The 13,414-nt window shown below is 72.8% G+C and carries 13 protein-coding genes; 9 read left to right on the top strand and 4 right to left on the bottom strand.

The features are described from left to right. The first annotated feature begins 9 nt into the window (after positions 1 to 9). The 3 genes from AB0761_RS10825 (at position 10) to AB0761_RS10815 (ending at position 3,741) form a co-directional block, all read left to right on the top strand. A complete protein-coding gene (locus tag AB0761_RS10825) occupies positions 10 to 1,323 on the top strand; it encodes a VWA domain-containing protein (protein WP_377268765.1) in 1,314 nt (437 codons plus the stop codon). A gap of 124 nt (positions 1,324 to 1,447) precedes the next feature. Next, positions 1,448 to 2,437 carry a hypothetical protein gene (locus AB0761_RS10820; RefSeq protein WP_377268764.1) on the top strand — a complete coding sequence of 330 codons (990 nt, stop codon included), beginning with the start codon at positions 1,448 to 1,450 and terminating at the stop codon, positions 2,435 to 2,437. Then, entirely contained in the window at positions 2,434 to 3,741 is a 1,308-nt protein-coding gene (locus AB0761_RS10815) for an ABC transporter substrate-binding protein (RefSeq protein ID WP_377268763.1), read from the top strand. The genes AB0761_RS10820 and AB0761_RS10815 overlap by 4 nt, the downstream gene beginning before the upstream one ends. 22 nt (positions 3,742 to 3,763) lie before the next feature. Here AB0761_RS10815 and AB0761_RS10810 read toward each other — a convergent pair whose 3' ends face one another. Then, complete coding sequence (locus tag AB0761_RS10810) at positions 3,764 to 4,570, bottom strand: hypothetical protein (protein WP_377268762.1); 807 nt, start codon at positions 4,568 to 4,570, stop codon at positions 3,764 to 3,766. Between the two features lie 159 nt (positions 4,571 to 4,729). On the opposite strand from AB0761_RS10810, the gene AB0761_RS10805 reads away from it, so the two are divergent. The 6 genes from AB0761_RS10805 to AB0761_RS10780 all read left to right on the top strand — a co-directional run bounded on the left by AB0761_RS10805 (position 4,730) and on the right by AB0761_RS10780 (position 10,621). Then, entirely contained in the window at positions 4,730 to 5,521 is a 792-nt protein-coding gene (locus AB0761_RS10805) for an ABC transporter ATP-binding protein (RefSeq protein ID WP_377268761.1), read from the top strand. A gap of 116 nt (positions 5,522 to 5,637) precedes the next feature. Next, positions 5,638 to 6,060 (top strand): NfeD family protein, encoded by a 423-nt coding sequence (locus AB0761_RS10800; protein ID WP_377268760.1) that lies wholly within the window; start codon positions 5,638 to 5,640, stop codon positions 6,058 to 6,060. A 10-nt stretch (positions 6,061 to 6,070) separates the two neighbouring features. Then, positions 6,071 to 7,063 carry an SPFH domain-containing protein gene (locus AB0761_RS10795; protein WP_377268759.1) on the top strand — a complete coding sequence of 331 codons (993 nt, stop codon included), beginning with the start codon at positions 6,071 to 6,073 and terminating at the stop codon, positions 7,061 to 7,063. Between the two features lie 157 nt (positions 7,064 to 7,220). Further along, positions 7,221 to 7,979, top strand: coding sequence for a sulfite exporter TauE/SafE family protein (locus AB0761_RS10790; protein ID WP_377268758.1), 759 nt, complete (start codon positions 7,221 to 7,223; stop codon positions 7,977 to 7,979). 256 nt (positions 7,980 to 8,235) lie between these two features. Then, complete coding sequence (locus AB0761_RS10785) at positions 8,236 to 8,532, top strand: 4a-hydroxytetrahydrobiopterin dehydratase (RefSeq protein WP_377268757.1); 297 nt, start codon at positions 8,236 to 8,238, stop codon at positions 8,530 to 8,532. An 88-nt stretch (positions 8,533 to 8,620) separates the two neighbouring features. Then, positions 8,621 to 10,621: a PQQ-binding-like beta-propeller repeat protein gene (locus tag AB0761_RS10780; protein ID WP_377268756.1), complete on the top strand. Its 2,001-nt coding sequence runs from the start codon at positions 8,621 to 8,623 to the stop codon at positions 10,619 to 10,621. Between the two features lie 98 nt (positions 10,622 to 10,719). Here AB0761_RS10780 and AB0761_RS10775 read toward each other — a convergent pair whose 3' ends face one another. From AB0761_RS10775 to AB0761_RS10765, 3 genes are all read right to left on the bottom strand, one after another. Next, positions 10,720 to 11,229, bottom strand: coding sequence for an HNH endonuclease (locus tag AB0761_RS10775; protein ID WP_377268755.1), 510 nt, complete (start codon positions 11,227 to 11,229; stop codon positions 10,720 to 10,722). Positions 11,230 to 11,456: 227 nt separating this feature from the next. Next, entirely contained in the window at positions 11,457 to 11,987 is a 531-nt protein-coding gene (locus AB0761_RS10770; RefSeq protein ID WP_377268754.1) for a YbhB/YbcL family Raf kinase inhibitor-like protein, read from the bottom strand. Positions 11,988 to 12,048: 61 nt separating this feature from the next. Continuing rightward, positions 12,049 to 12,831 (bottom strand): sporulation protein, encoded by a 783-nt coding sequence (locus tag AB0761_RS10765; RefSeq protein WP_377268753.1) that lies wholly within the window; start codon positions 12,829 to 12,831, stop codon positions 12,049 to 12,051. Positions 12,832 to 13,414 lie beyond the last annotated feature (583 nt).

Here is a 13,414-nt window from a genome sequence, read left to right as displayed (position 1 = left end):
GAGCGACAGATGAGTACACCGGCCGACCAGCGGCCCGACCACCCGGACATCGCACTGGCGGTCCATCAGGACGAGTACCACCAGGCCGGACCCGGCCTCCGCGACATCCAGGCCGTGGTCTCGGTCGTCGTCACCGGAGTGCGGCCGGCCCCCGCCTCCGCCGCCGAGGTGGTGGTCATCGACTGCTCGGAGTCGATGAGCTGGCCGCAGTCCAAGATCGAGGCCGCCCGCCGGGCCACCGCCGCCGCGGTCGGCCTGCTGCCCGACGGGACCCGCTTCGCCGTCGTCGAGGGCACCGACGGCGCCCGGGTGGTCTACCCCGGCTCGCGCTCCCTCGCGGTGGCCGGACCCGGCACCCGCGCCGAGGCCGTCGCCGCCGTCCGGAAACTGCGCCCCGGCGGCGGCACCGCCATGGGCAGCTGGCTCGCTCTCGCCCGCGGCCTGCTCGGCGAGACCCCCGGCGAGATCCGCCACGTGCTGCTGCTCACCGACGGCAGAAACGAGACCGAGCAGCCCGGCCGGCTGCAGCAGGTGCTCGCCTCCTGCGAGGGCCGCTTCACCTGCGACGCCCGGGGCATCGGGGACGGCTGGGACGCACGGGAGCTGGGCGGCATCGCCACCCGGCTGCACGGCACCGCCGCGGTGGTGCTCCAGGACACGGACCTGGAGGCGGAGTTCACCGCCATGATGCGCGCCTCCATGAGCCGGGCCCTGCCGGATCTGCGGCTGCGCCTCACCCCCGTACCCGGGGTCGCCGTCCGCTACCTCAGACAGGTCCACCCCACGGACGTGGACCTCACCGCCACCGGCCGCCCGGCCGGCGGACGGGCGGTCGAGTTCCCCACCGACCCCTGGGGCAGCGAGACCCGCCACTACCAGCTGTGCCTCACCGCCGACCCGGCGGACCGGCCCCGGGACGAGCGGCTGATGCTCGCCGAGGTGCAGCTGGCCGCGGACGCCGGGGCACCAGTACTGCCCCCGGCGGCACCCGTCCTGGTCCGCTGGACCGACGGGGCGCAGCGCTCCGCGCCCAACCCGGTCAGCGTGCACTTCTCCACCCACGGCAGGCTCGGCGAGGCCGTCGCCGACGCGTACCACGCGCACCAGGCGGGCGACCGGGACCGGGCCGAGGCCCTGCTGGACCGGGTGCTGCGCCTCGCCCACCAGCTGGGCGACCGGTCGACGCTGGACGTACTCGCCGACCTCCTGGTGTCCACGAACCCGACGAAGGGCCGGCCCGCCTGCGCGAACGCTTCGACCGCCGGCACTTCGACCGGCTGCTGCTGGGCAGCCGCCACAGCGCCCCCGTACCGGACGACCTGACCGCCGCGGACGCCGGCTCCCAGCCGGCCGGCCCCGACCTGAACTGCCCCAGGCCCGGCTGCGGGACCATCTCACCGCCCGGATCCGCTTTCTGCTGGCACTGCGGCACCGCCCTGGGGGAGTGATGAGCACCACCCGGCGCTCCCTGGTCCGCAGACGCTCGGCGCTGCTGGGCCTCACCGCCGCAGCCGTGCTGCTGCTGCTCGCCGCCTACGCCCAGGTGCACGGCGACTCGGGGCCGCTGCGCAACGGCACCGCTCCGGTGATCCTCGACGTCGCCGCCGCCGAGACCTCCCTGTACCTGGCCAACAGCGCCGCCGCCACGAGCCTGCGCGACGCGGACACCGCCTCACTGGTCGGCACCGGCGAGGAGTACCGCACCCAGATCTCGGCAGCCGGCGAGAACCTGGCACGCGCCGCCGAGGGCAATGTCGCCGGGGAGCCCGGTCTGCAGACCCTCCACACGGTGAACGGCCTGGTCTCCACCTACACCACCTGGATCGAGAGCGCCGACCAGGCCCAGGGCGACCAGCGCCTGCGCTTAGCCTGCCTGGCCTACGCCGACAGCACGCTCAACCGGCCGGACAGCGGCATCATCGCCCGGCTGGAGGTGCTCCAGGCGCAGCAGCGGCAGGTGCTCGCCCGCCAGGTGTCCTTCGGCTCGCTCGCAACACTCTGCTGGTCGGCCACGGCGGCCGCCTTCCTGGCGCTGGGCTGGGTGCTGGTCGACACCCAGCTCTTCCTGCGGCGCCGCTTCCGCCGCCGGCTGAACCCCTGGCTGCTGGCCGCCACCGCGCTGCTGCTGCTGGTGCTGCCGCCGCTGGCCGTGTTCACCGCCCAGGTCCACGGCGCCATGCAGCACTCGCAGCAGAGCCTGGACCGGGTGATCGCCGCCGAGCCGCCGCCGGCGAGCGACGCGGACGACGCGGACGAGGCCGACCTGATCGGCCGCCGGATCAGGGGCACCACACAGGAAGTGAGGGCATACATGGGCGGCACGGCCTGGCGGGCGGACCTCACCGTCGCGATTCCCCTGGTCGGGGTGCTGGTCGTTGCCCTGGTCGTGGCGGGGATGCAGCCCCGCATCGCCGAGTACCGGTTCGGCCGCCGATGAACCGGAGCAGACCGCTGACGGCCGTCGTGGTCGGCCTGTGCCTGGTGCTCACCGCCGCGCTGGGCATCACCCTGTACTCCCGGACGACCGGCGGCACCGTCAGTCTGCTCGCCTCCTGGACCGGCGAGGAGGAGCGGGTCTTCCGCACCGTCCTGGACGCCTTCACCGCCGACACCGGCATCCGGGTCGACTACCAGGGCAGCAGCGCCCAGCGCGAGATCCTGCTCGGCGAGGTGCAGTCCGGCACCGAACCCGACATCGCCGTGCTGCCCAGCCCCGGCGAACTCGCCGACTACGCCATCGCCGGGCACCTCAGGCCGCTGGGCCCGGTGCTCGGCGCGGAACTGCAGGAGTACAGCGGCACCTGGATCCCCCGGCTCACCGTCGGCGGCCGGGAGGACGTCTACTGGGTACCGGTGAAGGCCGATGTGAAGAGCCTCGTCTGGTACGACGCCCAGCGCCACCCCGGCCGGCCGCGCGACCGGCTGGCCGCCCTGGCCGCACAGGGCGGCCAGTGGTGCGTCGGCATGGGCAGCGACGCCACCTCGGGCTGGCCCGGCACCGACTGGGTGGAGGACATCCTGCTCCAGCAGGCGGGCAAGGGTGCCTACCAGTCCTGGGCCACCGGCCACGGCAGCTGGACCTCCGACGCCGTCCGCCGTGCCTGGCAGACCTGGCACGACCTGCTGACCGGGTCCGGTGCGACCCAGGTCCCGGAGGCGGTGCTCACCACCGACTACCGGGACGCCGGCAAGGGCATGTTCGCCGCCTCGCCGACCTGCGCGCTGGAACACCAGGCGTCCTTCATCCGCGCCGGATACCCCACGGCGGGCGGGCAGCCGGCCGTCTCCCGGGGCGACTTCCTGCCGTCCTCCGAGGTGATCCCGCACGCGGACCGCGCCACCGCCGCCCGCGAGGTGTCCGGGGACCTCGCGGGGATGTTCCGCGACACCCCCGAGGCCCGGCGGCTGATGACCTATCTGGCCTCCGCGGCGGCCCAGCAGGCATGGGCCGAGAACACCGCGGCCGACCAGATCCGCCCGCTCTCGGTCAACACCCGGGTGCCGTCGTCGGTCTACCGCACCGACCCGGTGACCACCCATGTCGCCCAAGCCCTTCGCGACCCCGGGACCACCTGCTACGACGCCTCCGACGCGATGCCCCCGGCGATGCGCGACGCCTTCCAGCGCGCGGTGCTCGAGTACCTCGCCGGGGTCCGGCCGCTGGACGACCTGCTGACCCAGCTGAACCACGTCCGCGACTCGGTGCCCCTCAGCCAGTGGCTCCCCTCGGTGTGCAGCTGACCGGCGGCCCCGGGCCGCCGCCTCAGCGCTGACCCTCCGCGGGCCGCTCGTCCACCGCCGCGTTGTACGCCGCCACCTGGGCCCGCCGTGCCGTACGCTCCAGCGGCCGCAGCACCTCGGACCGGGCCGCCATCTCCGAGGCGCTCACCGCCGCCCCGTGCCCGCCCGAGGCGATCGCCAGCAGCGCCGAGATCCGCTGCGCGGACTCCAGCACCCGCACCGCCCGCGGCGGATAGCCGGGCGCCAGCAGCTCCCGGTGGCGCTGCCGCCGGTACGACTCCAGCGCCCGCAGCGCCTCCGGGCCGGCCCCGGCCACATCCAGCCGGGCCAGCAGCCCCGTCGCCTCCCGCAGGCCCTCGGCCAGCTCGCGTTCGGCCTCCCGCAGGGTCGGCACATCGGCCGGGGGTGCCTCCCGGACGGGTGAGCAGCGCCACAGCACCGTGACCGAGCGGTCCCCGGGCGGGCCGAACCACTCCACCTCGGGCAGCAGCCCCAGCGCCGGAGTGCCGACCGTCAGCACGGCCTGCCCGGCCGTCATCGCCTGCTGGTTGAAGTCCGCCGGTCCGGTCAGGCCCAGCGGATGGCCGGGCACCGGCAGCGCCAGGCGGAAGCCGGCCACCCCCAGCGAGCGCAGCCGCCCCAGCGCCCAGGTGAGCGCATGGCGCTCCTCCGGCCCGTCGCCGGGCAGGCCCGCCACCCGGTGGGACTCGTCACGACCGACCACTGCGGCGGCGGCGTCGTCCGGTGGGGCATGGCCGCTCAGCAGGGCGTTGCCCCAGGCGGTCAGCCGTCCGGCACGGGTCTCCACGTCCAGGTTCTCGTCACGCACCGGACCAGCCTACGGACAAGCCCGTCATCCGCGTGGCGTAGGTTTGGTCCGTGCTCCGCGCGGCGCGCGCGGCGAAGTCGACACGAGTGGACCGCACCCCAGGATCCGCCCCCGGATCCGCTCGGGGAGGGCCGTATCCGATATGGGGAAGGCGTACGCATGAGCGACGTTCTCGAGCTGGTGGACGTATCCGTGGTCCGCGACGGCCGCGCGCTGGTGGACCAGGTGTCCTGGGCGGTGGCCGAGGGCGAGCGATGGGTCATCCTCGGCCCCAACGGCGCCGGCAAGACCACCCTCCTGCAGATCGCCTCCAGCTACCTCTTCCCGACCAGCGGCACCGCCCAGCTCCTCGGTGAGAAGCTCGGCTCGGTCGACGTCTTCGAGCTGCGCCCCCGGATCGGCACCGCCGGCGCCTCCATGATCGACAAGCTGCCGCGCCGCCAGACCGTCCTGGACAGCGTGCTCACCGCCGCCTACGGCATGACCGCCCACTGGCGCGAGCAGTACGACTCCTCCGACGAGGCCCGCGCCCTCGCGCTGCTGGACCGCCTCGGCATGGGCCACTTCCGCGACCGCCGCTTCGGCACCCTCTCCGAGGGCGAGCGCAAGCGGACCCTGATCGCCCGCGCCCTGATGACCGACCCCGAGCTGCTGCTGCTCGACGAGCCCGCGGCCGGACTCGACCTGGGCGGCCGCGAGGACCTGGTCCGCCGCCTCGGCGCCCTCGCCCAGGACCCCTACGCGCCGTCCATGATCATGGTCACCCACCATGTCGAGGAGATCGCCCCGGGCTTCACCCACGTCCTGATGATCCGTCAGGGGCGGGTGCTGGCCGCCGGCCCCATCGACACCGAGCTCAACGCCCGCAACCTCTCGCTCTGCTTCGGACTGCCGCTCACCCTGGAGCGCCGCGGCGACCGCTGGACCGCTCAGGGACTGCCGCTCGGCTGACCCTCCGACGGCCCCGAAGCGCCCCGGCCGCCCCACTCCACGGAGGGCGGCCGGATTCTCCCCATCGACCTGCGGAAACCGTTCCACGTCCAGCAGTTGCTCCCTAGGATGGGGTTGTGGACAGCTGGGTGTGGTGGCTTGTCGTCGCCGTGGGTCTGGGCATTCCGCTGGTGATCACCGCGATGCCCGAGTTCGGCATGTTCGCGGTGGGGGCACTCGCCGCCGCGGGCACCGCAGGGCTCGGCGCGGGCGTGGTGGCCCAGTTCATCGTCTTTGTCGCGGTCTCGGTGGCTCTGCTGCTGGTGGTACGGCCCATCGCCTACCGCCACCTCAAGCAGGGCCCTCCGGTGCGGATGGGCATCGAGGCGCTCAAGGGCGCCTCCGCCGTCGTCCAGGAACGGGTCGACGACCAGGGCGGCCGTATCAAGCTCAACGGCGAGATCTGGTCGGCCCGTGCGCTCAACCCCGGCACCGTGTACGAGCCCGGCCAACAGGTGGATGTCATAGAGATCGAGGGCGCGACCGCCCTCGTCGTATAGGGAGAGTGCGTTGGAACCCGTCCTCATCGTCCTGGTCATCCTGGTGGTGCTGGCCTTCATCGCACTGATCAAGACGATCCAGGTCATCCCGCAGGCCAGTGCAGCGATCGTCGAACGCTTCGGCCGTTACACCCGCACGCTCAACGCCGGGCTCAACATCGTGGTGCCGTTCATCGACACCATCCGCAACCGCATCGACCTGCGCGAGCAGGTCGTCCCGTTCCCGCCGCAGCCGGTGATCACCCAGGACAACCTGGTGGTCAACATCGACACCGTCATCTACTACCAGGTCACCGACCCGCGCGCCGCCACCTACGAGGTCGCCAGCTACATCCAGGCCATCGAGCAGCTCACCGTCACCACGCTGCGCAACATCATCGGCGGCATGGACCTGGAGCGCACCCTGACCTCCCGCGAGGAGATCAACGCGGCGCTGCGCGGCGTCCTGGACGAGGCCACCGGCAAGTGGGGCATCCGCGTCAACCGCGTCGAGCTCAAGGCCATCGAGCCGCCGACCTCCATCCAGGACTCGATGGAGAAGCAGATGCGCGCCGACCGCGACAAGCGCGCCGCGATCCTCACCGCCGAGGGCACCAAGCAGGCCGCCATCCTCACCGCCGAGGGCCAGAAGCAGGCCGATGTGCTCAGGGCGGAGGGCGAGGCCCAGGCCGCGGTGCTCCGCGCCGACGGTGAGGCGGCCGCCATCCGCACGGTCTTCGAGTCCATCCACGCGGGCAACCCCGACCAGAAGCTGCTGGCCTACCAGTACCTCCAGACCCTCCCCAAGCTCGCCGAGGGCAACGCCAACAAGCTCTGGATCATCCCCAGCGAGGTCGGCGACGCCCTCAAGGGCCTCGGCGGAGCCTTCGCCGGCTTCGCGGGCGGTCCCGCCGGCAACGGCCACCAGCCGGCCGGCCCCACCCCGCCCGCCGACCGCGACAAGGGCGCCGCCCGCCCCCGCGTCGACCCCGCCCGGGAGTACCCCTCCATCGACCCCGAGTGACCCGCCGGGCCTCCCGGCCCGGCCCGCAGACGCCCCGAGGGCGGAGAACGGCACCCGTTCTCCGCCCTCGCCCGCATCCCGGACCCCCCTGCGCCGCGCCGCCCGCCCTCATGCATGATCAGAGGCCGTACGGTGCGGTGGGACGAAGGGAACCGGGATGACACCCTGGGAGGCGCTGGCGGTCTTCGCCGCCGGAATCGGCGCGGGCACCATCAACACCATCGTCGGCTCAGGCACCCTCCTGACCTTCCCCGTCCTCCTCGCCGTCGGCCTCCCCCCGGTCACCGCCAATGTCTCCAACGCCCTGGGCCTGGTGCCCGGTTCACTCAGCGGCGCCATCGGCTACCGCCGTGAACTCACCGGCCAGCGCGGACGGCTGATCCGCCTCGGCGCCGCCGCGGCGCTCGGCGGACTGGTCGGCGCCATCCTGCTGATCGTGCTGCCCGGCAGCGCCTTCGACGCCGTCGTCCCCGCCCTGATCGTGCTCGCCCTGGTCCTGGTGGTCCTCCAGCCCAGGCTCGCCAAGGCCGTCGCCGCCCGCCGCACCGGCGACGCGCACCCGGACGCCGGACCGCTGCTGATGGCCGGCATCTTCGCCACCGGCATCTACGGCGGCTACTTCGGCGCCGCTCAGGGTGTGCTGATGCTCGCCCTGATGGGCATGCTGCTGGACGAGGACCTGCAGCGGATCAACGCCACCAAGAACGTCCTGGCGCTGCTGGTCAACGGAGTGGCGGCGATCTTCTTCCTCTTTGTGGCCCACTTCGACTGGACCGCCGTACTCCTGATCGCCGCCGGGTCCGTGCTCGGTGGCCAGATCGGCGCCCGGGTCGGCCGCCGACTGCCGCCCGTCGCGCTGCGCGGCATCATCGTGGTGGTCGGCCTGGTGGCGGTCGTCAAGCTGCTCCTCGACTGATCGCCCCGCCCACCCGACGCGCCCGGGTCCCCGTCCCGCCGGACTCCAGCGGGCGGTACCCCATCGGCGGCGCCGCGCCGCGCCGCCGCCCGAGCCGCCCGAGCCGTCGGGGCCGTCGGGGCCGGGGTTTCCGTGACGACGGCCGCAGCCCTGGGGTGTCACCGGGTTGCTGTGGTCGGGTGAGTGCGGCTCGACGGCCCGTCCGCCGTCTGCCAGGGTCGGATCGACGCACCGCACACCAGCCCAGGGAGCCCTCGTGCCCGCAGCAGCCCTGCTCACCGACACCGAGATCGACCAGCGGCTCACCGCCCTGCCCGACTGGACCCGGGACGGCAACGCCATCCGCCGTACCGCCAAGGCCGCGGACTTCCCCACCGCGATCCGCATCGTGGTGGACGTCGCGGAGCAGGCCGAGGAGATGGACCATCACCCCGACATCGACATCCGCTGGCGCACTCTGCACTTCACCCTCAGCACCCACTCCGCCGGCGGACTCACCGCTCTGGACTTCGAACTCGCCGGCCGGATCGACCAGGTCGTAGCCGCCCACTGAAGCTCCGCCCGCCGTCGGTCACCCGGCCCCGGCGGCCGTTCGTGAGATGCTGGCCGACGGATCATCCAGGCGGGACGGACGGAACTTCATGGCTCAGGAACCCTCCGGCAGCGGCGGCCAGCCCTCGGAGTACGACTACGGGCAGCAGTGGCAGCACCCCGGCCAGGCATCCTCCGCCGAGGGCGGCATACCGGGCGGCTACGAGACCTACGGTGCCGGCCAGGAGGCCTGGAGCGACCCGGCGCAGGCCCAGCAGCCGAACGGCTACTACGCAGGATACGAGCAGCAGCAGTACAGCCAGGGCTACGGCGACCAGGCCTACTACAACGGTTACGGCTACACCTACCCCGCCGGCGGCGACCAGCAGCAGGACCCGTCGTACGGCAACGGCGTCTACCAGGACTACCAGAACTACCAGGGCTACCAGCAGGGCTATCAGGGCTACCCGGAGTATCAGCAGGGCTACCAGGACTACCAGGGCCAGACCTTCCCCCAGCAGCAGCAGCAGCAGCCGGCCGCCGACGCCGGCGAGGCCACCCAGCAGTGGCAGGCCCTCCCCGACGACCTCGCAGCCCCCGCAGCGATGCCCGGCCACGGCGACCCCGAGCACCCGGTCGGCCCCGACGCCCACTACGGCCCCGACGCCCACTACGGCCAGGGTGGCCACGGCGGACCGGACGGCACCGGCCCGGCGGACGACCCCGCCGACGACCTCGACCAACCCGGGCCGAGCCTGGTGGACCGCGCCCGAGCCGTACTCAGCGGCGGCCCCGACGGCCCCTCCCGCCGCACCAGGACGACCCGCCTGGCCGTCGGCGGCACCGCCCTGGTCGTCCTGGTGGGCGCGGGCGTCTATGTGGCGACCAGCGGCGGCTCGGACGGCGGTACCGCCGCGAGCGGCGGAGCCGCCGGTGCCTCGTCCGCCAACTTCTCCGTCGACCACACCAAGGCCTGGACGGCCCAGCCGGCCGCCGCCGGGGCCGACGACGGCCTGCTGGGCAGCTGGCTGCTGCCCAAGGCGGTGGTCCGCGGCGACGCCACCGGCGTCCACGCCTACGACATCACCACCGGCAAGCTGGTGTGGACCGCGCAGACCCCCAAGCCCGGGGCCGTGCCGTGCGGTATGTCCCCGACCGTGGCGGGCGGGACCGGTGCGGTGCTCTTCGCGCCCAAGGCGGGCAGCAAGAGCTGCACCCTGCTCTCCGCCGTGGACACCGGCACCGGCAAGCAGAAGTGGACCAAGACCCTCTCCGACACCAAGGACTCCTACAACGCCCGGGTGATGGTCAACGACACCCTGGTGGTCGCGGTGGGCGACTCCAAGGCGGTCGGCTACGAGGCCGCCAGCGGCAAGTGGAAGTGGGACAACAAGGGCCGCGGCAAGTTCTGCACCCTCTCCGGCGCGGGCTCCGGCAGCACCCTGCTGCTGCACAGCAGCTGCGCCGACACCAACCCCAAGGAGCAGATCGTCGCGCTGGACGCCGCCTCCGGCCGGCTCATCTGGTGGCGCGGCCTCGGTACGCCCAAGACCGTCACGGTGCTCTCCGCGGAACCCGCGGTGGTCCTCACCACCGGGAGCGCCGCCACCGACGACCGCGTCCGCTCCTGGGACAACAAGGGCAATCCGGGCGCGGAGATCCCGGTGGCCCAAGCCGGCGGCCGACTGGATGTGGAGCACGGCTCGCTCGACCCCAGCCCCGGCGTCTTCTTCAGCGGTACCACCATGGCCACCGCCCTCGTCCCCGCCGACGGCTCCACCCCTGCCAACGGCTCCGTCACCGCGGTCGACCTCAAGAGCGGCAAGGCGCTCTGGACGACCTCGGCCCAGGAGAAGGGCAAGGTGCAGCCGGTCGGCATCGACGGCGACGGCCTGGTGATCGCCACCGAGGAGCGCACCGACCAGCCCGCCCACCTCAGCCGCTTCGCCCTCGCGGACGGCAAGGAGAGCGCGGGCGGCGGCTTCCCCAAGGACACCGGTTCCGTCCTGACCGCCGGACGGCTGCTCACCACCGACGGACTGGTCGTCGCGGTGCCCGCCTTCACCTCGACCTACAGCACCTCGGCCACCGCCTACACCTCGGCGAAGTGACGCACCGTCGGCAAACCTCGGGCGCCGCACCCGATGTGGGCGGAAGGGGCGGCGAACCCTCCCCGGCAGGGTTCGCCGCCCCGGTCTGAGAACCCGGCTCAGGCCGACTGCGGCAGCCAGGCCGCCAGGTCGCCCATGTCGGCGCGGCGCAGCCCCAGCGCCAGCATCAGCGAGGCCTCCGGCGTCGGTTCGAAGGGCTTGCGCAGCAGGGCCATACCCGCCTGCTCAGGTGTCCGGTCGGCCTTGCGCTGATTGTCCGCGGCGCAGGCAGCCACGGTGTTCAGCCAGCTGTCCGCCCCGCCGCGGGACCGCGGCACCAGGTGGTCCACGGTGGTCGCCCGCCGCCCGCAGTAGGCGCAGAGGTGCTGATCACGCACCAGGACCCCCCGCCTGGACCAGGCAGCCCGTTGTCGGAAGGGCACCCGCACATACCGGGTCAGCCGGATCACCCGCGGCAGCGGTACCTCGATTCCGGTCCCCCGCACCACACGGATCGGATGGGCCTGCTCGACCACGGCCTTGTCCTGGAGCACCAGGACCACCGCACGCTGCAGCGACACCGTCGTCAACGGCTCGTAACCCGCGTTCAGCACCAGCGTGCTGCGCATTCCGACACCTCCCCGGCCACATCCGCCCCCGCGGCGGTGTGTCCACTGTGGATCGGCAGCGGTCCCGGCAACAACGCAATTTCCTGCCGTCTCCCGTGTCCCCGCGCCTCCGGCGGCCCCTGCGCGCGCCCCTCGCCGCCCCCGGAACGCGGACGGCGCCGCCGTGCACCCCTCGAGAGGGGGCACGGCAGCGCCGCATCCAGCCACCGGCCGCTGGGCCGGCGGACTCACTTCTTCTCGTACTCGGCGGTCAGATGAGCCCTCGCCAGCGTGTGGAACCGCAGATTGAAGCCGACCACCGCGGGAGTGGCGTCGGCGTCCGGCCCGAGCTTCTCGCTGTCCACCGCGTAGACGGTGAACTGGTACCGGTGCGGGCCGTCACCCGGAGGCGGCGCCGCGCCCCCGAAGTCCCGGTTGCCGTAGTCGTTGCGCACCTGCACGGCCCCGTCCGGCAGCCCGGCGAAGTCGCCCGTACCGGCGCCCGTGGGCAGCTCGGTCACCGACGCCGGGATGTCGAAGACCGACCAGTGCCAGAATCCGCTGCCGGTCGGTGCGTCCGGGTCGTAGCAGCTCACCGCGAAACTGCGGGTCCCCTCGGGGAAGCCCTCCCAGCGCAGGTGCGGCGAGGTGTTCCCGCCGTCCAGGACCTGCGCGTCGGGGAGGGTCCCGCCGTCCCGGATGTCGTCGCTGGTCACCGTGAAGGACGGCACCGGGGGGTGGAAGTCGTGCGGTAGGGGCCGCCTCTTGGCCTCGGTCACGTCGGGAAACCTCCTTGACGAGGATCTTGGTCGAATTCCACCCTAGGGCCTCCCCGGCCGCTCAGAACCAGCCGCGCTGGCCGCCGACCGAGTGGACCCACTGGTGGAGGTAGTCGGCCCAGTCCGTCGACCCCACGGCCTGGTGCGCCACCGTGAACGAGCGGAAGGAGTCGCTGCCCTCGGTGAACAGCCCGCCCTTCTTGTCCATCTCCAGCACCACGTCCACCGCGCTCTCGTCGGCGACAAAGGTCAGCTCGACCTCGTTGAGCCCCGGGTACTGCGGCGCGGCGAAGAACTCGATCTCCTGGTAGAACGGCAGCCGCTGCCGGGTGTTGCGGATGTGCCCGCGCTCCAGATCCGCCCCCTTGAAGCGGAACCCCAGCCGCCCGAAGGCGTCCAGCAGTGCCTGCTGCACCGGCAGCGGATGCACCTCGAGCGGGTCGAGGTCCCCGGCGTCCAGCGCATGGTCGATCGCCAGCTCGGTGGTCACCCCGACCGACATCCCGTGGAGCCGCTGCCCGGACACCGCGGTCACCGGCGTCTCGAACGGGACCTGGAGCGCGAACGGCACCACGTGCACCGCGCCCTCCCGCAGCTCGAAGGCCCCGCCGATCTGCTGCCGGTGGAACTCCACGTCCTGCTTGTACTCGGAGTCCTCGGTCTCCACCTCCACCCTGGCCTGGAGGCCCAGGGTCAGCCCCTCGATCCGCTGGTCGACCTTTCCGCCCTGGATCCGGACCTCGCCGTGCACCAGGCCGCCCGGCACCACATTCGGGTCGTTCAGCACTGTCTCGACCGATGCGCCGCCGGCACCGAAGGCAGCCAGCATCCGCTTGAATCCCATGGAAGATCCCTCTCGTGATCACCGAAGCCGCACGGTCATAGATTGGCAAAGCCGCCGCGGTGGTTCCGAACCGGCCCCGACTTGGCCGCCTCGGTCACCCTCGGGGCCAAGCCGGGCGTGGACGTCCAGCGCATCCCGCCGCAGTGGGCACCTGAGCGCCGATGGCTGCTGCCGGCCGCTGTCCTTGCTGGTCACGCCAGGTCGGCTGGCGGACTGCACACAGTTCATCGGGGTGCTGGAGAAGATCCGTGTTCCGAGAGCAGGGCCGCGCATGCCCCGCTCGGAGCCGGACAGCGGGGCGGCCGACAAGGGGTACAGCAACGGCCCGTGCGCCGCCCTGGCCGCCGGGTGCTGAATGCGGGGGTGGTTATGGCATGCACATGCTTATTATTCTGTCGGACACACGTCCCGTGCCGGTCGCGGGCGGTCGCCGCGGGCCCATCCCCTGGCACAAAGGTCGTAGACCCTACGACTATGGTCGCGTTGACGCGATCTTCCCCCGAGATTAGTTTGCCCACGGGCGATACGGATTCGATCCGTGCTCTCTTTGTCGATGTTGTGGGCCTCGGGGGGCGGCTCGGCC

The organism is Peterkaempfera podocarpi (assembly GCF_042466665.1).
GTDB lineage: Bacteria > Actinomycetota > Actinomycetes > Streptomycetales > Streptomycetaceae > Peterkaempfera > Peterkaempfera podocarpi.
Note: the sequence above shows the minus strand (reverse complement) of the source record. Positions and strands in the feature narration are given on the sequence as shown.

What these genes read in the sequence shown, in the direction of transcription:
- AB0761_RS10825 (WP_377268765.1), top strand. Translation starts at nt 10, where the DNA reads ATGAGTACACCGGCCGACCAGCGGCCCGACCACCCGGACATCGCACTG.
- AB0761_RS10820 (WP_377268764.1), top strand. Translation starts at nt 1,448, where the DNA reads ATGAGCACCACCCGGCGCTCCCTGGTCCGCAGACGCTCGGCGCTGCTG.
- AB0761_RS10815 (WP_377268763.1), top strand. Translation starts at nt 2,434, where the DNA reads ATGAACCGGAGCAGACCGCTGACGGCCGTCGTGGTCGGCCTGTGCCTG.
- AB0761_RS10805 (WP_377268761.1), top strand. Translation starts at nt 4,730, where the DNA reads ATGAGCGACGTTCTCGAGCTGGTGGACGTATCCGTGGTCCGCGACGGC.
- AB0761_RS10790 (WP_377268758.1), top strand. Translation starts at nt 7,221, where the DNA reads ATGACACCCTGGGAGGCGCTGGCGGTCTTCGCCGCCGGAATCGGCGCG.
- AB0761_RS10780 (WP_377268756.1), top strand. Translation starts at nt 8,621, where the DNA reads ATGGCTCAGGAACCCTCCGGCAGCGGCGGCCAGCCCTCGGAGTACGAC.
- AB0761_RS10775 (WP_377268755.1), bottom strand. Translation starts at nt 11,229, where the DNA reads ATGCGCAGCACGCTGGTGCTGAACGCGGGTTACGAGCCGTTGACGACG.
- AB0761_RS10765 (WP_377268753.1), bottom strand. Translation starts at nt 12,831, where the DNA reads ATGGGATTCAAGCGGATGCTGGCTGCCTTCGGTGCCGGCGGCGCATCG.